Source organism: Thalassospira sp. B30-1 (assembly GCF_015767575.1).
GTDB lineage: Bacteria > Pseudomonadota > Alphaproteobacteria > Rhodospirillales > Thalassospiraceae > Thalassospira > Thalassospira xiamenensis.
In genome coordinates this window covers 2,073,697-2,095,755 of record NZ_CP065232.1, presented here as the reverse complement: position 1 = coordinate 2,095,755, position 22,059 = coordinate 2,073,697, and the positions used below count along the sequence as shown (strand labels likewise).

The following is a 22,059-nucleotide window of genomic DNA, read 5'->3' as shown; positions in this document are numbered from 1 at the left end:
TCACGCTAAAATCGATATACGGCAAAAAGAAGGCATACTGATTGTTTTTTGCAGCGTTTTAAGGCATCCCATAAAATGTGATAATGGGACGGGTCGATATCCGCTCCTGTTGGGGCTGGTATGACACGACATTAACAATGCGTTTGAGCGACAATGATTTATGTGACCAATGGACAGTTGTGAAGTGCGATGCATAAACCTGCAGCCATAGGCCCCTGCCCTTGTGGAAAAGGCGAAAGTTTCAACAATTGCTGCGGGGCAATCCTGGCTGGAAAGCGAAAAGCCTCAACTGCCGAACAATTGATGCGCGCTCGTTACAGCGCATTTGTTTGCCGAGACGCGGATTACCTTCTGGCAACACTGGCTCCGGAAAAGGCATCAGGATTTGATCAGGATCAGATCAGGTCGGACAGATGCGAATGGACTGGACTGGAAATCATTGCGACGGATAAAGGCGGTATTCTTGATCAGAATGGCATTGTCGAATTCGTTGCCCGGTTTCGCGATAGAGGTACCGATCATGTCTTGCACGAAATATCCCGATTTGAACGCCGCAACGGGAACTGGCTTTATATAGATGGTAAATTTCCCGAACAAGGAAACCTAAAAACTGTTCTTAACTCCGTCAACATTGGTCGCAATGATCCCTGCCCTTGTGGTTCGGGCAAGAAATATAAAAAGTGTTGCGGTTAAGGCGATGCCTGCTCTCCCGCAAATCCTACTTCAAGCGCCCAACGATGAAATGGCCGGATCAATTTTTGATGCGCATCATCATAGGCAAGCCAGATCAGTTCATGATCCGGTTCAACTGGCGGCCCAAGTCGTTCAGTGAACTCGCACAGGAAGAACACACCACGCTTGAGCCGAAACCGGCCTTTGGTAAAATTGCTGACATATTGTGAAGCAATTCCAAGACGATTGCGAATATCTATCCTGTAACCGGATTCTTCATATGCTTCGCGATGCAAGGCATCACGCTCACTTTCGCCACGCTCGACCCCGCCCCCGATGAGAACCACGCCTTTGGGAGTGCGCGCAACCGCAACCTCACCGGCATCGTTGCGGATGACGGCATAGACACAGTCCTGCACGATGTAGTTTCTACCCATGTCCGGGTTACCAAAGATCGGTCCGACCAAATTTATATTCCCGGATTTGAATACCGCGCAAATGTTCAAACGAACACATTATATGTTTGAAGTTACAACAATTTCAAATTGCTCGCGCCTGATCAAGCAGCAATTGACAACGAACAGCATCCAGCCGTAATTCGCTTTGCCGGGCGGCGGCGAAGTGTCTTTTAAGGTCATCATTTGATACCGGCATTTCAAGACCGCCGAACTCGGATATCAGGCGTTTGGCATGGTTTTCAGGCAATACCCGATCTTGAAACCTGCCCTTGGTCAGAAACCTCTCCGCTAACGCGAAATCGAGTTGCATATTGCGATACAGGATCGTCTGGTAATTCGCATGCGCTTCGAGCTTCCCGTCCGCCGAAACAAAGAAAATCGGGAACAAAACAGCCAATTCAGGCAAAAGCCGGTTTGGATAGATATTACCCTTCCAGTATTTCTCTGCGAGCCCGGCATAGATGTCATAGTCCGAGATCGAATAGAAGCGGGCTTTGGCCAGCGGAAGGATTTCCACCTTTGGCTTGGTGATCGTCACTGTGTCATTGGAAACATCGACATAAAGATCGCCGAACTGGAAAGCATTCTGAAAATATTCGTGTCGAAGATTGCCCCAAACACGTTTGGCTAGTCCACCATTCAGACAAAAGTCTCGTAACGCGCCAATCCCCAAGGTCTTTGGTGCCTGCAACTCATGCACCAAAAGCTCTTTGACGCCTTTGGTGATTTCATAGCAGTATCCCTTGGGATATTCGCCTTTTTTCGGGTGCCGGGCCTGCTCAAACTCACGATCAAACTGCAATCTCAGACTTAGCATGTCGTCTTGCAATTCCCGGATGTGCGGCAACAGAAACTTCTTTGTCAGCTTCACCTGCTTGAAGTTCGTCGGTATTAGTTGTTCTTCTTCTGCCTGCTGCTTTATGAAATCAAGGGTCAACTTGCCATTCGATGTCATGGGAATGCTACTTTTCTCAGATGCGAGGCTGGGAACCGGAAGATCGGCTGGGTGGCTTATTCAGATGCACTCTTCTGGCATGAACAAAAATGCCCCCGAAAAAGCAGGTTCCCGAGGGCATCAACAAGTCTTGCAACCAACCGCGTCTTAGAACGGAATTTCGTCATCAAGATCCGGTGCTCCGGCAGGCGCAGAACCGCCGCCTGACGAGCTACCATTGCCCCAACCGGCATCCGATCCGCCGCCATAACCGCCACCATTGTCCGATCCATAGCTGCCGCCAGAGCTTGCGCCGCCGCCACCCATGCCGCCGCCTTCGCCGCGGTTGTCGAGCATGGTCAGGTTCGAATTGAAGCCTTCAAGCACGATTTCAGTGGTGTAATTGTCCTTGCCGTCCTGCCCCTGCCATTTGCGGGTGCGAAGCTGGCCTTCGATATAAAGCTTGCTGCCTTTTTTCACAAAGCGTTCGACCACATCGGCCAAACCTTCGTTGAAAACGACGATGCGATGCCATTCGGTGCGCTCGCGACGCTCGCCCGACTGGCGGTCTCGCCACTGTTCCGAGGTCGCAATGCTGAAATTGGCAATCTTTTTGCCAGCCTGGGTGAAACGAATTTCAGGATCGCGGCCGAGGTTCCCGACGAGAATGACTTTATTGACACTGCCAGCCATGGGTTATCTTCCAAAGTTTGTGTTGTCCGCCGTTTCGTATGAACGAAACTGGTGAGTTATCATTGCGCAAAAATGCGCTGCATTAAAGTTTCAAGTGCGATGCGATCAGTATCGTCGAACGAACCAGTCTCGACACTATCGACGTCGAGCACCGCAATCAACTGTCCTTGCGCATTAAGCACTGGCACGACAATCTCGGAGTTCGACCGGCTGTCACAGGCGATATGCCCCGGAAAAGCGTGAACATCTTCAACAACCTGGGTTTTGAGCGTCGCAGCAGCTGTGCCGCAAACACCGCGACCAAACGGAATGCGCAGGCACCCCAAAGTCCCCTGATAAGGCCCGACGACCAGTTCATTTTCTTTCGCTGGATCAACGATATAAAAGCCAGTCCAGAAATAATAGTCGAACTTTTGTGCAAGAATACAGCTGATTGTCGCCATCAACGCGGTGACATTGGTTTCACCCTGAGTGATGCTGATCAGTTCTTTTTCAGCTTCCTGATAAAGAACCTGTTTCTGTTCGGCGTTCACATGATGCTCCTGCGTTGTATGGCCAAGGAACTACCTGCTTGGCTGTATCGAAACAAGGACAAAATTAACCCGGTTACGCATTCCTTCCGTCTAAAAAACAGCCCCGGCACGATCGACGCACCGGGGCCGCTGCAGACCGTCTTGCGACGAACCAGAGATCAAATCAAGATCAGAGACGCTTGCCACTGTCCCTGTCAAACAGATGCACCTGATCGGTTGTGGTCGAAAGTGCCAGTTCCTGTCCTTTGGCAAACTGATGCGTGCCCTGCATGCGCAACGTTACACTCTCATTCTTTTCACCGAATTCAAGATAGACCAGCGTTTCCGCACCAAGCGACTCAATCATTCGAACCCTGGCCTTCAATGCACCACTGCCATCGACAGTCAGGGTAAAGTGTTCTGGACGGACACCGACCACCAGTTCGCGACCGGCCTCGATCTGATGATCAAGATCAATCTTGCTGCCATCGCCGATAACGACGTGGCTTTTGTCATCCGAAACCGTCCCGTTCAGGAAGTTCATTGACGGCGATCCGATGAAGCTCGCGACGAAGAGGCTGGCCGGTTTTTCATATATTTCAATCGGCGTACCAATCTGTTCGGCAACGCCAGCATTCATGACAATCAGGCGATCTGCCAGTGTCATGGCTTCGACCTGATCATGCGTCACATAAACTGACGTAATTCCAAGACGTTGCTGAAGGTTCTTGATCTCAAGCCTCATATCGACACGAAGCTTTGCATCAAGGTTCGACAGCGGCTCATCAAACAGAAAAACCTTTGGTTCGCGCACAATTGCACGCCCCATTGCCACACGCTGGCGCTGCCCGCCCGAAAGCTGCTGCGGTTTGCGTTCCAGATAATCGTCAAGCTGAAGAATCTTGGCGGCATCTCGAACGCGGGTGTCGATTTCCACCTTGCTGTATCCGCGATTTTTAAGACCATATGCCATGTTGGCATAGTTGGTCATATGCGGATAAAGCGCATAGTTCTGAAACACCATCGCGATGTCACGATCAGCTGGCGCAACATTGTTGACAACCCGGTCATCGATTTTGATCTCGCCACCTGTAATGCTTTCAAGGCCCGCGATCATTCGCAGAAGTGTTGATTTGCCACAGCCCGACGGGCCGACCAGAACGGTGAATTCCCCGTCACCAATATGAAGATCGATACCATGCAAAGCCTTGAAGCCGTTGTCATAGGTTTTTTCAGCCCGATTAAGGGTAACAGTTGCCATTTTCGTATCCTGTATGCGGATCTGTGTATCTTTAAATCACTGATATCAAATGGTTGATCGAGCCTATTTTTCGGTTTCGACCAGACCTTTTACGAACATTCGCTGGAAAATCACCACCACCAGTACCGGCGGGATGGTTGCCATGATTGTCAGTGCAAATGCCTTGGGGAACTGCGGAATCTGGCCGCCTTCATAAAGCGAATTATAAACCTGCTTGATCCCGATCACGATGGTGTAAAGCTGATCATCAGTAGTCATCAGCAACGGCCAAAGATACTGGTTCCAGCCAACCACAAACATGATGATAAAGATCGCAGCAATCATGGTGACCGAAAGCGGCACCAGGATATCGATGAAGAAACGAAGCGGCCCTGCCCCATCCAGACGCGCGGCTTCCAAAAGCTCATCCGGAACAGACCGGAAAAACTGACGGAAGAAAAACGTACCTGTTGCCGACGCAATCAGCGGTAGGATCAAGCCGGTATAGGTATTGAGTAGCCCAAGGCTTGATACCACCTCGTAGGATGGCACAATTCGCACTTCAAGAGGCAGCAAAAGGGTCGAGAAAATGACCCAGAATATCGGCACCGCAAGCCGGAAGCGGAAATAGACGATCGCATATGCCGCCATCATTGAAATGATGACTTTGCCAATCGCAAAGCCAAGTCCAAGAACCATGCTGTTAAACAGCATTTCAAGCGCCGTAACACGGCCTTTTGTTGCTGCCGTGTCAAACAGGATCGCGCCATAATTTTCAAGGAAATGTCCGCCAAACCAGAACTGCAAGCCGTTCTGGAACAGAAATTCACGCGTATGGGTCGATGAAACGAACGCAATCCATACCGGCAAGATCATAAAGAGCGATCCAAGAATAAGGATCACATGATTGGTAATAGAACGCCATTTTGACTGATACATGACGCGTCCCCCCTAATAATGCACTTTGCGTTCGATAAATCGGAACTGGAACACAGTCAGCACGCTGACCATGATCATAAGCAGCACGGATTGCGCCGAACTACCGCCCATATCCGCTCCAAGGAATCCGTCGACATAAACCTTGTAAACAAGGGTTGCTGTCGCACCGCCCGGTGATCCCTTGGTGGAAACATCGATGATCCCGAACGTTTCAAAGAACGCATAGGTCAGGTTGATCACCATCAGGAAGAATGTGGTTGGCGCCAGCAGAGGGAAGGTAATCGTCCAGAAACGACGTTCCGCACTTTTGCAATCCAGCGTGGCGGCTTCAGTTACCGATTTCGGAATTCCCTGCAAACCTGACAGGAAGAAAATGAAATTCACACTGACCTGTTTCCACACGGCAATCAGTGTCACGACAAATGCCGCATCATTGGCATTCTGGATGTGATTGAACTCAAACCCGAAGCTGTTGAACAGCTTGTATAGATCGCCCATCAAAGGGTTGAACAACATATTGCCCAGCAAGCCCGCCACGGGCGGCGCAACGGCATATCCCCACATCAAAAGCGTTTTATATGATTTGGCTCCACGGATCACTTCATCGGCCCGAACGGCAAGAAACAGCGAAATCGCGATGGAAATGAATGCCACAAGGAAGGAAAAGACAGCTGTGAAAATGGCTGACTTCAGCCAGCTGCTGCTCGAAAGCACATCCTCAAAATTTCGGAACCAAACAAATTGCGAGGACATGCCAAAGGCGTCCTCAAGCAGGAAAGACTGATAAACTGCCTGTGCGGCAGGCCACAGGAAAAATATCGCAATAATCAGAATTTGTGGTGCCACAAAAAAGTATGGCACCGGGCTGTGCCCGAATTGTACGCGTTTCATTGCTGACGCAACCCCAAGACCGGTCCAGGAATCGAAAAACAGGGCGGCCGGTAAAAGCCGCCCTGTCAGCGAGATAATGCTTAGTTCGAATAGGTATCGTGGAAGCGTTTCAGAAGCGCATTGCCTTCTTCCTCGATCGTAACAAAAGCTTGATCGATGGTTGCTTCACCATTCATCATCTTGTCGACTTCGCGATAGATGACTTCACGGATCTGAACGTAGAAACCAAGGCGATAACCTTTGGTCCACTCTCCACCTTCTTCGGAAAGCTGCTGAATGCCGACTTCGGCGTCCGGGCTTTCGTTATAGTAGCCTTCTTTCTTGGCAAGTTCGTAGGCCGCGGTGGTGATCGGAACATAACCGGTTTCTTTGTGCCAGTAGAACTGGGTTTCCGGTTTGGTCAGGAACTCGAAGAATTTGGCAACGCCGGCATCTTCTTCTGCACTGTGGCCAGAGAATGCGAACAGCGAGGCACCACCGATGAAGGTCGATTTCGGCGCGTCACCAACGCCTTCCCAATATGGAAGGGTCGAAGTGCCAAATTCAAACTGTGCAGATTTTTTCAGACCACCGAACGAGCCGGAAGAACCGAGCCACATTGCGGCTTTCTGCTGCAGGAAGGCGTCCTGGTTGGCGCCCCATGCGCGGCCATAGTAACCGAAATAACCGGCATCTTTCCATTCTTTGACGTGCTTCCAGTGATCTTTGAGCGCGTCATTGTTGTATAGAAGTTCAACATCCGTGCTATCATAACCATTGTTGGCGGTTGCCATCTGAAGGTTGTGACGCGACATGAAGTTTTCAAAGAAGATCCACGGGCTGTGTGACTCGGCAAGGCCTTCGAAACCGGCTTCTTTCAGCTTCGGTGCGATTTCTTCGAATTCCTGCCAGGTTTTCGGCACCTCAACACCGGCTTTGGCCAACGCATCTTTGTTGAAATAAAGCAGCGGGGTCGAGCTGTTGAACGGCATGCCAATCATCTTGCCGTCGGAATCGGCATAGAAGTAGCGAACCCCCGGGATGTAATCATTGATGTCAAACTTGACACCATTTGACTGCATAAGGTCCTGAACCGGTTTAACAGCGCCTTTGGCGTTAATGATGGTTGCAGCACCGGCATCGAAGATCTGGATGATGTTCGGCTGGTTTTTCGCGCGGAAAGCAGCAATACCGGCCGTCATCGTGTCTTCGTAACCGCCTTTGTTCACAGCAACCAGTTGATATTCGTCTTGGCTGGCGTTGAAGTCGGCAGTGATCTGATTGACGACATCGCCCAGTGCGCCGTCCATGGCATGCCACCAGGTGATCTCGGTCGCAGCATTCGCTGTGCCGCCCAGTGCGAACACAGCTGCTGCTGCCATCAGGGTTTTGCGAAACATGATCTTCTATCTCCCAAATAAAAACTCGTTCGCGCCAACCGCCTGTTGATCGGTCGACACAACGCATTCGTTTTCATTCGAGGGGGACGTTTCCTCAAGTGACAGTTTTCGGAAATTTACTTTTGATGCGCGAAATGACCTTAAAAACTGTCAGTTTTTGATTTTTATTGTGTATTCGACCCCTTCAAATGTTCATATGAACATCTCATAAATCGAACAGCTTGCAAAGGCTTTCAATCCTGATGAATGGCATTAATGTCTTTCACATGCGCACATTTAACATTTCCCCAGATTTTTCGGCACTTTCACAAATATTACAAAGTCATGCACTTGCAACAACGCATTGCAACAACTCCATTTGCATATGCAAAACGGGTACCCAAAGGATACCCGTTCAATGTTCATTTGCGAACATGGATCGCTGCATCTTGACGCTGTAATCTCAGGTGGAATTCCTGTCACGCTGAACAAAAACGGAAAGCAATGCCAAGCCGCCAGAAACCACCATAAGCAGCAGGGACAGCGCGTTCAGAACCGGTGTTGATCCCTGTTTGAGGCGGTCAAACATGGCAATGGTCAACGGCGCATCAGATCCGACTAGCATCAGTGTTGTGTTGAAATTTTCAAACGACATCAGGAATGCAACGATCCCCGCCCCGATCAATGCCGGTTTCAGGAATGGGATGGTAACCGTCCAAAGAGCTGCCTGTCGTGTTGCACCAAGATTAAGTGCGGCTTCTTCCAGGCTGATGTCAAATTTGCGAAGACGCGCAGAAATCACCAGCGTCGTTATCGTAGTGATAAAGGCAAATTGTCCGATAATCACCAGAAACAGCCCCGGTCGCAGGAAATCAAGATCCCATCCAATCGCTTCTTCAATTCCGTTTGCAATGGCATTGGAAAAGACCAGAATCGATATGCCCAATATGACCCCGGGAATAACCAAGGGCGACAACGCCACCACATAAAGCAGATTTTTTCCCGGAAACTGCGCACGTTCAAACAGGAACGCATTGCAGGTTCCGACAGTAACCGACAGCAAGGTCACCCAAAATGCGACAAAGGCTGAAACCCCAACGCTTTCCAGCAACTTGCCGTCATTGAATATTCCGATATACGGACCGTCGCTGCCAAAGAACCATTTGAGTGTGCCTCCCTCCCATGGCATGGACGGGAACAAGCTATCATTGAAGGCAAACACACCAACAACAATCAACGGCGCACTAAGGTAGATGAAAAATAGAGCGATATACCCTGCGTAAATGCCTTTGTAAAAGCGCGGCTGCGGAATGCTCGGAATCATGGCGGTTTCCTCCCTCAGCTCACGGTTTCTGAAAGTGTCTGGCGGCTCAGCTTCAGACCGATCCAAACAATCATCGATGACAGAACCAGCAGCAGGAACCCGAATGCCGATCCGGATTCCCAGTTAAACCGCGTGATGAACTGTGTATAGATTTGCTCGGTAAACCAAAGGCTATCCTTGCCGCCCAAAAGGTTCGGGGTCAGATAGTTACCAAGTGTCAGCATGAAAACAACGATGCAGCCTGACGCGATTCCGGGCATGGCATGCGGAATGACGATATCGCGTGTCACCGTGAATGCATTTCCGCCAAGGTCATAGCCTGCCTCAATCAAACTGTCGTCAAGGCTGTCAAGTACTGACACAAGAGGCACGACCATGAACAACATCGACGTATATACAAGCCCCACCATGATGGTGGCATCATTATAAAGCATCTCAACAGGCCCATCGGCGATCCCGGCCCATTGCAGGAAATTGCTGATCACACCGCTTTCGCGCAGCAAAATCATCCAGCCAAACGTCCGCACCAGCTCTGATACCCAGAACGGGATCAGACATAGCAGGAACAAAACATTCTTGCCTTTGCCCCGCATGACTTTGGCGATGTAATAGGAAACAGGAAAACCGATCAAAAGCGTAAGTACGGTCGCCATGATCGACATCACCGCCGTTCGAACATAGGTGTTCCAATAAAGCGGCTCGACAAAAAACTCGGTGTAATTGATCAGGCTGAATTCGTACTTGCCATATGAAATCCGTTCACGCAGCGACACAAGCAACAAGTCGACATGCGGCAGGATCACCAGCAAAAACAGCCAAAGCAACAAGGGCATAGCCAGCAATAGCGCGCCAAAGCGAACAGCCCCGCCAGTGCCCGAGGATGCAGGATTTGTCATGCTGTCGCCTCTTGATTTTGTGCTGCGACAAAGCATCGGGTCTGTTCAGCCCCCCAGGTCAAATTGACCAGATCACCGGATTTCAGATTGGCAAAAACACCCGTTTGCGGTAACGCAACCGTCATTTCATGGCCCGTTGCCTTATCGCGGACCTGAACACTGCTGGCGGCACCATTAAACAGAACATTGTCAACTTTTGCGGCAATCGCATTGTCAGTCTTGCCCTGCCCGTCAATCGCGATGGCTTCCGGACGGACAAAAACATCAACAGGTTGCCCTTCAGCCAGTGTTGGATGAGTCTTGCGAGATGCCAGAACGGCCCCACCGGTCGGTAGATTGATAACGATATGATCGTCATGCGTCATGCCAACCGTCCCCTTCCAGCGATTGCTTTCTCCAACAAATCCGGCAACGAAAGCCGTATGCGGGTTGTAATAAAGATCCTGCGGAGCCCCAACCTGCTCAAACCGGCCTGCATTCATGACGGCCACCTGATCGGACATTACCAAGGCTTCGGATTGGTCGTGCGTGATGTAAACAAAGGTCGTGCCGATCTCGTGCTGCAATTGCTTGAGCTCCACCTTCATATGCTCACGCAACTTGAGATCAAGAGCGCCGAGCGGCTCATCAAGCAGCAGCACCGCTGGTTCCAGCACAAGGCAGCGAGCAATTGCGATACGCTGTTTCTGCCCTCCAGAAAGCTGACTGATCTGTTTGGGGCCGGAATCCGGCAACCCGACACGTGCCAGTGTATCAATGACCTTTTTCTCGATTGTAGCCCGATCAGCACCACGGCGTTTCAGTCCGTATGCCACGTTCTCCGAAACATTCATCATCGGAAACAGCGCCAGATGCTGAAATACCATATTCACCGGTCGACGGTTTGGCGGGACACCCAGCACCGATGATCCCTTGATAAGGATATCGCCCGATGTCGGTGCCTGAAACCCGGCCAGCATGCGCAACAGCGTGGTTTTACCGCAACCACTTGGCCCCAGAATAGAAAAGAAGGACCCTTTGGGAATCGTAAGTGAAATCGAATCTACCGCGGTAAAAGCGTCAAACTTTTTGACCACGTCACGACATTCAAGGTCGAATTGATCTGCCATAGGAGCCTGCTTGAAATGAATTACCGATGCCAGCTTGAACCCGGCTATCGCAGAAATGAAAAAATGCAATGTCCCCGGCAACATATGCCGGGGACATTATCATCCGATCCAAACAGGATCAGAGCAACTTGGCTTACGACTGTGCTGCTTTCACACGATCAAGCGTTTTGCCTTCAAGGGTTTCCAGGCCAGCCGGAACCGTCGGATACCATTTAATGTTATCAAGGGCTTCGGCTGGGAAGCTTCCCTGGAACTGCGCCTTCAGCTTGTCATCCGCAAACTCGTCCGCACCTTTGGATGCGGTAAAGTTACCGGCACTTGCGGTGATTTTGGCAGCAATCTCAGGCTGCATGACGAAATTGATCCACTTGTAAGCAGCATCTTCGTTATCGGATTTGCGCGGCAAGACGAAGGTATCGATCCAGCCCAATGCACCTGATGCAGGGGCAACAAACGTGATATCGGCGTTGTCGTTATTGAGTTTCCAGCCACCGGTATCCCATGCCATTGCGGCAACAACTTCGCCCGACCGCACAAGGTTAAGCAGTGCATCGCCGCCTTCCCAATAGGTTTTGACGTTTGGCTTGCACTCAACCAGCTTTTTCTCAACCGCATCAAGAATTTCCTGATACTTGGCTTCATCGCCATATGCCGCAAACGGGTCCATACCCATTGCAAAAGCAAATCCGATCAGGGTTGGACGTTTCAGGCGATAGGAAACCTTGCCCGAAATATCGGCATTGCAAAGATCGGTATAATCTTTGACGTCACCAGCTTTGGTCGTGTCAACGATCAGGCCGCTGGTCCCCCAGACATGTGGGACACCATAAACCTCGCCATCAAGCGTGGTATTTTTCTTGGTTGCTTCCAGCATCGAAGGAATGAACTTCGCAGCATCAATCTTGGAAAGATCAATCGGCTTGTAAATGCCATATTCGAGCTGTGCACCAGAAATGCGGTCCTGGGACGGCTGGGCAAGATCGAAACCGCCACCACCGGTAGCACGCAGTTTGGAAATCATGTCTTCGTTGTTCGAAAGCGTGACTTCAACGTCGATTCCGGTCTCTTTCTCAAACATCTCGACGACGTCATCCGGGGCATATCCACCCCAGGTCAGCAAACGAAGCTCTTCAGCCTGTGCGTTTGCACCAAGCATCGCCATTCCGGCAAGAGCAGTAAGCCCCAGCAAAGAACCGCGCAGTGCGCCATGCTTTTTCGACATTATTTTACCTCTCTGTTGACGTGACGGCACTTCCCCTGTCCGGCGTCAATGCATTCTAGGGCATTGCTAACGTTCCGGGACAGCACCAGTATCGCAAGAAACTCTGTTGAAACGAAAGCAAAATCGATCATTTTGCGTTCTTTTGAACAATTCGTTTCAATTCTCGCCGTGAAACCGGACTTTCTGCAAGTTAAACTTCTGCAACAATTTTTCGGAATTTCGGGCCCCAAACGCATCTGCTTGCAAATAAAAAAGGGGCAGCCAAACCGGCTACCCCTTCATGTCTAAATATCTGGAAGCTAAACTCTATTCGGCGGCACTATATTCCGGTGGGCATTGAAGCTTGTCATAGGCCTTTCCGTTGGCATCAAACAGATGAGAAGCCCCGGCTTCGGCTGCGGCACTGAGAGTTTCGCCAATTTTAATACGGCTGTGGCCAGGCGCGCGAACTGTGAAGCGGTCCCCATTCGCCAGCTTGAGGTACAGATAGGTAGAGTCGCCGAGCTTCTCGACAACATCGACCTCGCCGGAAATCGACAAATCCCCCTGCTCACCCGGTGAAAGATGCTCCGGCCGGACTCCCAGTTCGACATCCTTGCCGACATCACCTGCGGGCACGTCAAACGGCAGAACAGCCTTGGCGCCTCCCGGCACGGTAACGGTTACCTTGCCCTGTTCGACGGCATCAATATGAACCGTTGTGAAATTCATTGCAGGCGATCCGATAAAACCGGCAACAAAGCGTGTTTGCGGATGATGATAAAGCTGCATCGGTGATCCGACCTGCTCGACATTGCCGGCATTCATCACAACGATCTTGTCGGCAAGCGTCATCGCTTCGACCTGATCATGTGTGACGTAGACAATCGTTGATTTTAGTTCCTGATGCAGCTTGGCGATCTCGATACGGGTTTGAACGCGCAACGCCGCATCCAGGTTCGACAGTGGTTCATCAAACAGGAAAACTTTCGGCTGACGCACAATGGCGCGACCAATTGCGACACGCTGACGTTGCCCGCCCGACAATTCAGAAGGACGACGATCCAGCAGCTTGTCCAGTTGCAGAATGCGGGCGGCTTCTCGCACCCGCTGGTCAATCGCGCTTTTGTCGTGATTGGCAAGCTTCAAGCCGAACGCCATATTTTTATAGACCGTCATATGCGGATAAAGCGCATAGGACTGGAATACCATCGCAATCCCGCGGTCGCGCGGGCTTTTGGTATTGACGATATCCCCGTCGATCATCAGATCACCACCGGTGATATCTTCCAGACCGGCAATGATACGCAGTAACGTCGATTTGCCGCAGCCCGACGGCCCAACAAATACGACGAACTCTCCGTCCTTCACATCCAGATCAATGCCATGCAGCACGTCAACAGCGCCATAGCTTTTGCGGATCTGGTCCAGTTTCAAATCAGCCATTTAGGTAAGCTCCTGTCACAATCATACTCATTTCACCGCGCCAGATGTCAGGCCGCGAATGAGTTGTCGGGAGAAAATCAGATAAAGAATCAGGATCGGAATGATCGCGAGGCTCAACGATGCCAGAACCGCGTTCCAGTCGGTAACGTACTGTCCAATGAATTGCTGGATACCAAGCGTAATGGTCTGCTTGCCATCCCCCGGGGCAAGGATCAGCGGGAACCAAAGATCATTCCAGATCGGGATCATGGTAAACACGGCGACCGTTGCCACGGCCGGTCGGATCAGCGGCAGGATAACTGCAAAGAAAATCTTGAATTCACCGACCCCGTCGCAACGGGCGGCTTCTTTCAAATCCTTGGGTATCTGGTGCATGAATTCTGTCAGGATAAAGATCGCCAAAGGCAACCCCTGCGCCACATAGACCAACACAAGTGCGGTCAACGTATTGATCAATCCCAACTCCACAATCAGGTTCAGGATTGAAACCGATCCCAGACGGATCGGAACCATGATGCCAACAGCCAGATACAGCGCAAGCCACGTATTGCCCGGAAACTTGTATTCCGAAAGCGCCCAGGCGGCCATCGATGCAAGCAGCAGAACAATAACGATGGTAACGACGGTTACGGTAAAGCTGTTAAAGAAAAACAGCTCGAAATTCGACTTGGCCAGGACTTTGGTAAAACCGTCAAGACTAAAGGTTTCCGCATTCGGCAACCCCATCGGGTCTTTAAAAATACCTTTGCGGGATTTGAATGCGTTGATGATCACGAGAAAGATCGGATACAGCGCCACCAACGTGTAGGTCAGCAGGATCGCATGCACGATCACGGCACGCGACATGTCTTCCCTGCGAATATTTTTATTCATCATCATCTGGCCGCCTCCTTACAACTGGTAGCGCGCCAGACGGCGCTGCACGGCGAACAGATAGAACAGAACACCAGCAAGAATGATCAGGAACATCAGTGACGCGACCGTCGCCCCCAGGCTCGGATCGCCAAGCTGCAACTGGTAGCCAAAGAATGTGCGATAGAACAGTGTGCCCATGATATCGGTCGAGAAATTCGGACCGGCCAACGCACCCTTTACGGCATAAATCAGGTCGAACGCATTGAAGTTACCCACAAATGTCAGGATCGACACCATCGCAACCGTCGGCAGAACCAGCGGCAGCTTGATATGCAGAAACACCTCGAAATGGGTCGCGCCATCGACAATCGCCGCATCGACCAGATCATCGGGGATAGCCAGAAGGGCCGCATAAATCAGCATCAGCGGGATGCCGACCCACTGCCAGACCGAGATAAAGGAAAGCGTGATCAGGGCCGAACCTTCCTTGCCAAGCCACGGACCAAACAGTGATTTCAGGCCGAAAATATCAAGGATATCGACGCCCACACCCCAGACAGGGCTCAGGATCAGTTGCCAGATGAAACCGACAATCACCACCGACAGCATGGTTGGCATGATCATCATCGTGCGATAGGTGTTGCGGAACCTCAGTTGCGGAAGGCTTAAAATACCCGCAAGCGCGATCCCGATCGGGTTCTGCACCAGCATGTGAACCGCAAAGAATTTCATGTTGTTCCAGAAACTGTTCCAGAAGGTCGCCGACCAGTCCGGATCTCCCAGAATGGTTCGATAGTTATCGAAACCGACAAAGGCCATCTCCCCGCCGCTTGGCGTGGAATAAAAACTGAGACGTATGGAATCGATCAGCGGATAGATCATGAACAATGTGTAGATGATCGTCGCAGGTGCCAGAAAGGCAAACACAGGCAATTTTGCCTTGCGCCAATCGGTCATGGGCCCGGAATGCGCCATACCTTATCCTGTCTTTCTGAGATTAAGCGTAAGGGGAACGCGCCCCCGGTCGAAAGCGTTCATCTAAGCGCCTGATTGCAGTCCTGTCCGCCGCATTTGTCAATCAGCGTGATCTGCGGAACTGCAACATATTACTGCGGATACAAGGATGGCAGGCGCAAGAAGTCACCTGCCATCTGTATTCAGGCCTTACTGATGCGGCGCATACCACTTCGCAAGTCCGGCTTCGGTAGCTTTGCCTGCCTCTTCCGGGGTAACGGTGCCGTTGATAACCTGTGCGGAAATGTTCCACAGTTCGTTTTCAAGGTTCGGCGTGCCGCGTGACAGAATCTGATACGAGTTACGAATGGTTGACTCGCATTTCTGGCGCCAGCTGACGAACTCGTTGGCAACCGGATCGCTGATTTCAACCTTGTGGTTCGACAACGAGAAGAAACCCGGCAGCGCGTTCGAATAAAGCGACGCAAATTCCGAACCGGTCATCCATTCGAGAAAGATCTTTGCTTCGGCGGCATTCGGCGATTTGGCATTCAGACCCAGCGCGATATCGGTATGATCACTGATATAGCAGGTATCCGAACCCGCAGCCGGTGGCGGTGGGAAGGCACCGAATTCAAAATCGGCTTGGCTGTTAAACAGGGAAATATCCCACGAACCGGCCGGATAAACTGCCGCGCGACCAAGCGAGAACAGGTTCTGCGCATCCGGATAGGAAATGGCTTCATAACCGTCCGGCAGATAGTTCGACCAGCTCGCCATTTCAGTAAAGGTATCAATATACTGCTTGTCGGTGAATTTCTGGCTACCATCGATCAGGGCTTTACGGCCCTCTTCGCCTTTCCAGTAATTCGGACCAATGTTCTGGAAGCCCATGGTGGCGGCTTCCCACTGATCAGCAGTCCCCATTGCCATCGGGATATAGCTGCCTTCTTCCTTGATTTTATCAAGGGCGGCATAGAACTCTTCGCGGGTTTTCGGCACTTCTACACCGGCCGCCTCGAAGGCTTCCTTGTTATAGATGAAGCCATGAATAACCGATGCCAGTGGCAGACAGAAGGTGGCGGAACCATCATCGGTCTGCCATGCGGATTTCGCAACGTCCGAGAAATTGTCCATCCCCTTGATATCATCAAGCGGTGCAAGATTTCCCTGCTTGTAAAGTTCAAGCGACGCATCGAACGGACGGCAGGTAATCAGATCGCCAGCAGTACCGCCTGCGAATTTCGCATTGATCAGCGCGTTATAATCGGTCGGCGGGGTCGGCGAGAAAGTCACTTTGATTTCAGGATATTCCTTGTTAAAGGCCGGGATAATCTGGTCATTCCAGATATCGATATCGTCGTTACGCCAGCTCTCGATCACGAGTTCGCCGGCAGATGCCATCAACGGAACCAGGGCGACACTTGCCGCCAGGGCCGCTGCCAGGCCTTTTGCAAACACTTTATTCGACATTTATGCCTCCTCTGATCAATGTCGGGGACTGCTATCCCTGCAGATGTCAGTCCTTATACTCAAGCGCTGCCCGGAGATTTCCGTTAAACATCGCAAGAATTTCTTTGGCTTTCGCGGTCTCGTGCCCTTTGGCAATCAGGACCGCGATGCGGATATCAAACTGTGCTTTTTCAAGGGCGCTTTCGGCATTCCGCGCATCGCAACCAGCAATATGCCCCGTAATGCGGATGGCGCGATCATGCAACTTGATGTTTTCGGCACGCATGCCGACCATCAGATTATCAAAAAGTCGCCCCAGCTTGCTCATGACAAGCGATGAAAGGATATTTATGGCAGCCTTCTGCGCGGTCCCTGCCCCCATCCGGGTTGAGCCAGCGATAACTTCGGGCGCGCTATCAAGAAAAATACCGCACTCTGCCGTCGTCAAAAGTTTGCCATCAGGGTTATTGCAAAGACCAACGGTGTAAGCACCGCGCTCACGCGCCAGTTTAACGGCGCGCAATGTATAAGGCGTAGAGCCGCTAGCAGCGACGGCGATAACCGCGTCACCTTCACCTATGCGATGTCGGGTAATTTCGTCTTCTGCGGCTTTGGTATCGTCTTCAGCGGAATTGAATACACCCGGCTCGCTTTGCAAGCCGCCTGCCAACATGACAATGGTCATGTCTTCGGGCCAGCCAAACGTTCCGCCAAGTTCCTTGGCATCCTGCCAGGCCACCGTGCCGGAAGTTCCAGCACCAACATAAACGAGACGACCGCCGCCGCCCAGGCGACGTGCTATCCCGTTTGCGGCTGTTGCCATATCCGACAGGAACCGGCCCCAGCGATGCGACCGCGCGCATCTGGCCTTCCCACAAAGCCATAAGGAAATCGGCGTCGGACCACTGATCCAACCCGGCAAAGCGCATATCAAATTCTTCAGTGCGTGATGCCATTTTCCAATCTCCCTCCATCAATTAAATACCATTATGATACCAGCAAGGCAAGGTGCTTCCTGAACGCACCCCGAAATTTACTCAGATCCACCTCATGTTTCACTTATTTTCAGATAGATAATAGGTGATTTCAATTTATCACCGGCAGCGCCATTCTTATCTACATAATGCCAAAATGGGACCGAGAACAGCATTAGTGGATTTATATTGGTATTGCTTTTTAAGATACCACTCTGCTATGATCCAGCCAGTTAGGGATGGTCAAAATGCAGAAGACACAAAAAGAAAAGCTCTACCTTGGCATTGATGGTGGCGGTACGCGCTGCCGGGCGCGCATTGTCAATAGCGCGGGCGAGACCCTCGGTGAAGCCATGCGCGGCGGGGCAAATACCCGCCTTGGCATAAACCACGTCTTTGGCGAAATCATTGCCGCTGCGACCATGGCACTCAAGGAAGCAGGCCTTTCCGACAGCCGCATTTCGGATTTGCACGCAGGACTTGGACTGGCCGGTTTGCCGTTGGAGCGCGAACGCAAACTTGCCGAATCCTATAAACATCCGTTCGCCAGTGCCTGTTTTGCGACCGATGCCTACACTGCATGCCTTGGCGCACATGATGGTGCTGATGGTGCCATATTGATTGTTGGAACCGGTACCTGCGGACAGGCGATTGTCGAGGGTCGTGAATTGGCACTTGCCGGTTGGGGCTTCGAGATTTCTGATATCGGAAGCGGCGCCCGTATTGGCCGGACGGCGATTGAAACCGCCCTGCTTGCCCACGAAGGTTTGGCGGTGTCATCCGAACTGACTCGCGCCGTCATGAAACATTTTAACGACAATCCAGAAGAAATCGTCGCTTTTGCCGAGAAAGCCCGACCAGCTGATTATGGCGCATTCTGCCCAATGGTATTCGATGCCGACAGCCATGGTGACTCGACTGCTGCCGCCATCATTGATGTTGCTGTAACCGCAAATCGCAATATTCTGCACAAGCTTCAGGAATTCGGCGCGAAACGGCTGAGTTTGATGGGCGGCCTTGCCGAGCAGATGGCCAAACGCATGCCTGACGATATCCGGTCCGATCTGGTTCCGGCACAAAACGATGCCCTGCATGGGGCAATCCTGATGGCCAGGAAATATCAAAAGGTGCATGCATGATCAGTACAGCAGACGTCATCGCAAGCCTGCGTGCCCGGGACATCGAAAATATCGGTCATGGCCCGCTGTATCGCCGCCTGCAAACGGCAATCAAGGCCGTTATCGATGATGGTATCCTGAAAGTCGATGACGCCCTGCCAAGCGAACGCGATCTAGCTAATGAACTTGGTATTTCACGCGTTACCGTACGAAATGCCATGCGTGCCCTTGTAGAAGAAGGCGTCCTTGTACAGCGTCACGGCGCAGGCACATTTGTCGCCCCGCGCGTTGAACAGGCCCTTTCGCGCCTGACATCCTTTACCGAGGATATGATCACGCGTGGTATGAAGCCCGGTGCAGTCTGGATTGAAAAAACCCTCGGTCATGCCTCGCCCGAAGAAGCCATGGCGCTTAATCTTTCGCCGGGTACCGAAGTAACAAGGTTACGGCGTTTGCGTACAGCCAATGACAAACCGATGGCTCTCGAATACGCAGTCGTGCCACGCGCCTTCCTGCCAAGCCCGGATGAAGTCGAAAAGTCGCTTTATGATGCGCTGGCAAAATACGGCAAAAAGCCTGAACGCGCTCTTCAACGTCTTCGGGCTGAATTGTTTGATGGCGAAACGGCAAAAATCCTTGGCGTACCTGATGGCAGCGCAGCCCTTTACATCGAACGCCGTTCTTTCCTTGCCAACGGTACACCGGTCGAATTCACCCGTTCCTATTATCGTGGCGACAGTTACGACTTCATCGCCGAAATGCAAGTTGATGCGCGCTGAAAATGATCGCGTCGCACGTCGCCCCAAAAGTTTGAGGAAACACTCGATATGAGCACGCGCTGGACACCCAAAACCCAGATGGGTCGCGAACTGGCCGAAGCCCCGGCCATCGTTGCCAAGCAGCTTGATCATAACAAGGCTGCAATTGATGCTCTGGTCGCAAACCTGCGTGCCAACCCGCCAAAATTCGTTGTGACGTGCGGGCGCGGCAGCTCTGATCATGCAACGCTTTACGCAAAATATCTGATTGAAAGCCAGCTTGGCATTCCGGTCGTATCTGCGGCCCCATCGATCGTCTCGATATATAACCGGTCTATCGCCAGCAAGGACGCCTTGTTTATTGCCGTCTCCCAGTCGGGCAAAAGCCCGGATCTGGTCAAGAATGCCGAGGCCGCCCGTGATGCCGGTGCCCGCACCGTAGCATTGGTCAATGTCGTTGATTCCCCGTTGGCCAATACGGTTGACCATGTCATTCCGCTGATGGCAGGCCCTGAAATCAGTGTTGCCGCGACCAAATCCTATATCGCAACATTGTCTGCCATCGCACAGATCGTTGGGGGATGGACCCGGGATCCGGCCTTTAACAAGGCACTTTCCACCCTGCCCGTGTCACTGGAAAAGGCACTTGGCAAGGATTGGCTTGATGCTGCTGACGCGATTGCGAAATCAAACGGTCTTTATGTGATCGGCCGAGGTCCGGCCTTTGCCATCGCACAGGAAGCAGCCCTTAAATTCAAGGAAACCAGTAGCTTGCATGCCGAAGCTTTCAGCGCAGCCGAAGTGAAGCATGGCCCGATGGCACTGGTAACCAAGGATTTCCCGTTGCTGGTCTTTTCCCAACAAGATGCTTCGCGCGAAAGTGTCGAGGGATTCCTCGAAGAAATGCGGGCGAAAACCAATAATCTGTTCGCCGCCGAAACCGGTCACGCTGATATCAAGGGCCATCTTCCGGTGGTCGAGGATATCCACCCGCTTCTGGCCCCCATCGCAATGATCCAGACATTCTATACGCTCGCAGAACATGTTGCGCTGGAACGTGGTTGCAATCCAGATGCGCCACCACACCTGTCCAAAGTAACGGAGACGCACTGATGACCGATTTTGCCATTACCAATGCACGTGTCTTTGACGGTACAGATTTCCATAACGGCAAAGCTGTCATTGTCCGGAACGGCAAGGTCGATGCAATTGTCGAAAGCTGCGATATTACTGAAAACATCAACGTGATTGATGCAAAAAATCAGACACTTGCACCGGGCCTTATCGATGTTCAGGTCAATGGTGGCGGCGGTGTGTTGCTGAATGACGAACCAAATATCGACGGTATTCGCGCGATCATGGCGGGTCATCGTAAATATGGCACCACGGCCATGCTGCCGACCCTGATCACCGATCACCGCGATAAAATGGAAGCCGCGATAACGGCCGTCACCGATGCGATCAGTCAGGATGTGCCGGGCATTGTCGGCATCCATCTGGAAGGCCCGTATCTGAATGCCGAACGCAAAGGCGTGCATGACGCGAACATCATCCGCCCGATGGAAGATGACGCGATTGATCTTCTGACCCGCCTTCCCAATGGCCGTATCCTGGTGACCATGGCCCCGGAAAAGGCCGCCAAAGGCACAATTAAAAAGCTGGCTGATCGTGGCGTTCTGGTTTGCGCCGGTCACACTGCGGGCACTTATAACCACGTACAGGCTGCCATTGCCGAAGGCATGCGCGGCTTCACGCATTTGTTTAATGCCATGAGCCCGATGACCCACCGTGAACCCGGTGTTGCCGGTGCGGCGATGGCCGATGACAGCACCTGGTGCGGATTGATCGCTGATGGCTATCATGTGCATCCAGCCGTTCTGAAGGTTGCCATTCACGCCAAGGCCAAAGGCAAGATCATGCTGGTGACCGACGCCATGCCAACAGTCGGGGCTGACGAAAAACGCTTTGTTCTGGGTGGCGAGGAGATCATGGCCACCGATGGTCGCTGCGCGCTGGCTGATGGTACATTGGCCGGATCGGACCTCGACATGATCGCCGCGGTTAAGAATTGCGTCGAAATGGTCGGCATCGATCTTGGCGAAGCGCTTCGCATGGCGTCCCTGTATCCGGCCGCGTTCCTGAAACTTGACGATGTCATGGGACACATCGCACCGGGCTATCAGGCCGACATGATCCTGTTTGATGACGATTACAACGTCACACGGAGCTGGATCAAAGGCGTAGAATAATCTCAATACAACAAAGCATTAGAAAC

22 protein-coding genes are annotated in these 22,059 nt (G+C 51.8%); 5 read left to right on the top strand and 17 right to left on the bottom strand.

Annotation, left to right across the window (positions count from 1 at the left end; all coding sequences use genetic code 11):
- Window positions 1-189 precede the first annotated feature (189 nt).
- Window positions 190-693, top strand: a complete 504-nt coding sequence (locus tag IT971_RS10155) for a YchJ family protein (RefSeq protein WP_074624810.1) — start codon at window positions 190-192, stop codon at window positions 691-693.
- Here the strand turns inward: IT971_RS10155 and IT971_RS10150 are convergent.
- The 17 genes from IT971_RS10150 to IT971_RS10070 all read right to left on the bottom strand — a co-directional run bounded on the left by IT971_RS10150 (window position 690) and on the right by IT971_RS10070 (window position 17,757).
- On the bottom strand, window positions 690-1,139 hold the full coding sequence (locus tag IT971_RS10150; RefSeq protein ID WP_063094134.1) for an NUDIX domain-containing protein: 450 nt from the start codon (window positions 1,137-1,139) through the stop codon (window positions 690-692). The two genes, IT971_RS10155 and IT971_RS10150, sit on opposite strands and share 4 nt — an antisense overlap.
- 73 nt (window positions 1,140-1,212) lie before the next feature.
- Window positions 1,213-2,085: a hypothetical protein gene (locus tag IT971_RS10145; protein ID WP_063094132.1), complete on the bottom strand. Its 873-nt coding sequence runs from the start codon at window positions 2,083-2,085 to the stop codon at window positions 1,213-1,215.
- Window positions 2,086-2,232: 147 nt separating this feature from the next.
- Window positions 2,233-2,757 carry a single-stranded DNA-binding protein gene (ssb, locus tag IT971_RS10140; protein WP_007089593.1) on the bottom strand — a complete coding sequence of 175 codons (525 nt, stop codon included), beginning with the start codon at window positions 2,755-2,757 and terminating at the stop codon, window positions 2,233-2,235.
- A 59-nt stretch (window positions 2,758-2,816) separates the two neighbouring features.
- A complete protein-coding gene (locus tag IT971_RS10135) occupies window positions 2,817-3,290 on the bottom strand; it encodes a GAF domain-containing protein (protein ID WP_063094130.1) in 474 nt (157 codons plus the stop codon).
- A gap of 169 nt (window positions 3,291-3,459) precedes the next feature.
- Entirely contained in the window at window positions 3,460-4,530 is a 1,071-nt protein-coding gene (locus IT971_RS10130; RefSeq protein ID WP_007089595.1) for a sn-glycerol-3-phosphate import ATP-binding protein UgpC, read from the bottom strand.
- Between the two features lie 63 nt (window positions 4,531-4,593).
- Complete coding sequence (gene ugpE, locus IT971_RS10125) at window positions 4,594-5,448, bottom strand: sn-glycerol-3-phosphate ABC transporter permease UgpE (protein WP_007089596.1); 855 nt, start codon at window positions 5,446-5,448, stop codon at window positions 4,594-4,596.
- A 12-nt stretch (window positions 5,449-5,460) separates the two neighbouring features.
- Complete coding sequence (locus IT971_RS10120) at window positions 5,461-6,339, bottom strand: ABC transporter permease subunit (RefSeq protein WP_007089597.1); 879 nt, start codon at window positions 6,337-6,339, stop codon at window positions 5,461-5,463.
- 80 nt (window positions 6,340-6,419) lie between these two features.
- Entirely contained in the window at window positions 6,420-7,718 is a 1,299-nt protein-coding gene (gene ugpB, locus IT971_RS10115; RefSeq protein ID WP_037992560.1) for a sn-glycerol-3-phosphate ABC transporter substrate-binding protein UgpB, read from the bottom strand.
- Between the two features lie 442 nt (window positions 7,719-8,160).
- Complete coding sequence (locus IT971_RS10110) at window positions 8,161-9,021, bottom strand: ABC transporter permease (protein WP_007089599.1); 861 nt, start codon at window positions 9,019-9,021, stop codon at window positions 8,161-8,163.
- A 14-nt stretch (window positions 9,022-9,035) separates the two neighbouring features.
- Window positions 9,036-9,917 (bottom strand): ABC transporter permease, encoded by an 882-nt coding sequence (locus tag IT971_RS10105; RefSeq protein ID WP_007089600.1) that lies wholly within the window; start codon window positions 9,915-9,917, stop codon window positions 9,036-9,038.
- Window positions 9,914-11,026, bottom strand: a complete 1,113-nt coding sequence (locus IT971_RS10100) for an ABC transporter ATP-binding protein (RefSeq protein ID WP_037992643.1) — start codon at window positions 11,024-11,026, stop codon at window positions 9,914-9,916. The genes IT971_RS10105 and IT971_RS10100 overlap by 4 nt, the downstream gene beginning before the upstream one ends.
- A gap of 133 nt (window positions 11,027-11,159) precedes the next feature.
- Window positions 11,160-12,248 (bottom strand): extracellular solute-binding protein, encoded by a 1,089-nt coding sequence (locus tag IT971_RS10095; protein ID WP_110252359.1) that lies wholly within the window; start codon window positions 12,246-12,248, stop codon window positions 11,160-11,162.
- 306 nt (window positions 12,249-12,554) lie between these two features.
- On the bottom strand, window positions 12,555-13,673 hold the full coding sequence (locus IT971_RS10090) for an ABC transporter ATP-binding protein (RefSeq protein ID WP_037992559.1): 1,119 nt from the start codon (window positions 13,671-13,673) through the stop codon (window positions 12,555-12,557).
- A 27-nt stretch (window positions 13,674-13,700) separates the two neighbouring features.
- On the bottom strand, window positions 13,701-14,552 hold the full coding sequence (locus IT971_RS10085) for a carbohydrate ABC transporter permease (RefSeq protein WP_037992558.1): 852 nt from the start codon (window positions 14,550-14,552) through the stop codon (window positions 13,701-13,703).
- Between the two features lie 12 nt (window positions 14,553-14,564).
- Window positions 14,565-15,503, bottom strand: a complete 939-nt coding sequence (locus IT971_RS10080) for a carbohydrate ABC transporter permease (RefSeq protein ID WP_037992557.1) — start codon at window positions 15,501-15,503, stop codon at window positions 14,565-14,567.
- A 189-nt stretch (window positions 15,504-15,692) separates the two neighbouring features.
- Entirely contained in the window at window positions 15,693-16,955 is a 1,263-nt protein-coding gene (locus IT971_RS10075; protein ID WP_063094127.1) for an ABC transporter substrate-binding protein, read from the bottom strand.
- Window positions 16,956-17,001: 46 nt separating this feature from the next.
- Window positions 17,002-17,757, bottom strand: coding sequence for an N-acetylmuramic acid 6-phosphate etherase (locus IT971_RS10070; protein ID WP_196871225.1), 756 nt, complete (start codon window positions 17,755-17,757; stop codon window positions 17,002-17,004).
- A gap of 399 nt (window positions 17,758-18,156) precedes the next feature.
- Between IT971_RS10070 and IT971_RS10065 the strand changes: the two genes are divergently transcribed.
- Genes IT971_RS10065 through nagA form a run of 4 tightly spaced genes read left to right on the top strand, consistent with a single transcriptional unit; the run spans window position 18,157 to window position 22,033 of the window.
- Window positions 18,157-19,047, top strand: a complete 891-nt coding sequence (locus IT971_RS10065; protein WP_063094124.1) for a BadF/BadG/BcrA/BcrD ATPase family protein — start codon at window positions 18,157-18,159, stop codon at window positions 19,045-19,047.
- Window positions 19,044-19,805: a GntR family transcriptional regulator gene (locus tag IT971_RS10060; RefSeq protein WP_037992551.1), complete on the top strand. Its 762-nt coding sequence runs from the start codon at window positions 19,044-19,046 to the stop codon at window positions 19,803-19,805. The genes IT971_RS10065 and IT971_RS10060 overlap by 4 nt, the downstream gene beginning before the upstream one ends.
- A 48-nt stretch (window positions 19,806-19,853) precedes the next feature.
- On the top strand, window positions 19,854-20,897 hold the full coding sequence (locus IT971_RS10055) for an SIS domain-containing protein (RefSeq protein ID WP_063094122.1): 1,044 nt from the start codon (window positions 19,854-19,856) through the stop codon (window positions 20,895-20,897).
- A complete protein-coding gene (gene nagA / locus IT971_RS10050; protein ID WP_063094120.1) occupies window positions 20,897-22,033 on the top strand; it encodes an N-acetylglucosamine-6-phosphate deacetylase in 1,137 nt (378 codons plus the stop codon). The genes IT971_RS10055 and nagA overlap by 1 nt, the downstream gene beginning before the upstream one ends.
- The last annotated feature ends 26 nt before the right edge of the window (window positions 22,034-22,059 follow it).

Coding starts and splice junctions, on each gene's coding strand:
- IT971_RS10100 (WP_037992643.1), bottom strand. CDS start 11,026: ATGGCAGATCAATTCGACCTTGAATGTCGTGACGTGGTCAAAAAGTTT.
- IT971_RS10120 (WP_007089597.1), bottom strand. CDS start 6,339: ATGAAACGCGTACAATTCGGGCACAGCCCGGTGCCATACTTTTTTGTG.
- ugpE (WP_007089596.1), bottom strand. CDS start 5,448: ATGTATCAGTCAAAATGGCGTTCTATTACCAATCATGTGATCCTTATT.
- IT971_RS10055 (WP_063094122.1), top strand. CDS start 19,854: ATGAGCACGCGCTGGACACCCAAAACCCAGATGGGTCGCGAACTGGCC.
- IT971_RS10085 (WP_037992558.1), bottom strand. CDS start 14,552: ATGATGATGAATAAAAATATTCGCAGGGAAGACATGTCGCGTGCCGTG.
- IT971_RS10065 (WP_063094124.1), top strand. CDS start 18,157: ATGCAGAAGACACAAAAAGAAAAGCTCTACCTTGGCATTGATGGTGGC.
- IT971_RS10095 (WP_110252359.1), bottom strand. CDS start 12,248: ATGTCGAAAAAGCATGGCGCACTGCGCGGTTCTTTGCTGGGGCTTACT.
- IT971_RS10070 (WP_196871225.1), bottom strand. CDS start 17,757: ATGGCAACAGCCGCAAACGGGATAGCACGTCGCCTGGGCGGCGGCGGT.
- IT971_RS10130 (WP_007089595.1), bottom strand. CDS start 4,530: ATGGCAACTGTTACCCTTAATCGGGCTGAAAAAACCTATGACAACGGC.
- nagA (WP_063094120.1), top strand. CDS start 20,897: ATGACCGATTTTGCCATTACCAATGCACGTGTCTTTGACGGTACAGAT.
- IT971_RS10075 (WP_063094127.1), bottom strand. CDS start 16,955: ATGTCGAATAAAGTGTTTGCAAAAGGCCTGGCAGCGGCCCTGGCGGCA.
- ugpB (WP_037992560.1), bottom strand. CDS start 7,718: ATGTTTCGCAAAACCCTGATGGCAGCAGCAGCTGTGTTCGCACTGGGC.
- IT971_RS10090 (WP_037992559.1), bottom strand. CDS start 13,673: ATGGCTGATTTGAAACTGGACCAGATCCGCAAAAGCTATGGCGCTGTT.
- IT971_RS10110 (WP_007089599.1), bottom strand. CDS start 9,021: ATGATTCCGAGCATTCCGCAGCCGCGCTTTTACAAAGGCATTTACGCA.
- IT971_RS10080 (WP_037992557.1), bottom strand. CDS start 15,503: ATGGCGCATTCCGGGCCCATGACCGATTGGCGCAAGGCAAAATTGCCT.
- IT971_RS10145 (WP_063094132.1), bottom strand. CDS start 2,085: ATGACATCGAATGGCAAGTTGACCCTTGATTTCATAAAGCAGCAGGCA.
- IT971_RS10155 (WP_074624810.1), top strand. CDS start 190: ATGCATAAACCTGCAGCCATAGGCCCCTGCCCTTGTGGAAAAGGCGAA.
- IT971_RS10060 (WP_037992551.1), top strand. CDS start 19,044: ATGATCAGTACAGCAGACGTCATCGCAAGCCTGCGTGCCCGGGACATC.
- IT971_RS10105 (WP_007089600.1), bottom strand. CDS start 9,917: ATGACAAATCCTGCATCCTCGGGCACTGGCGGGGCTGTTCGCTTTGGC.
- ssb (WP_007089593.1), bottom strand. CDS start 2,757: ATGGCTGGCAGTGTCAATAAAGTCATTCTCGTCGGGAACCTCGGCCGC.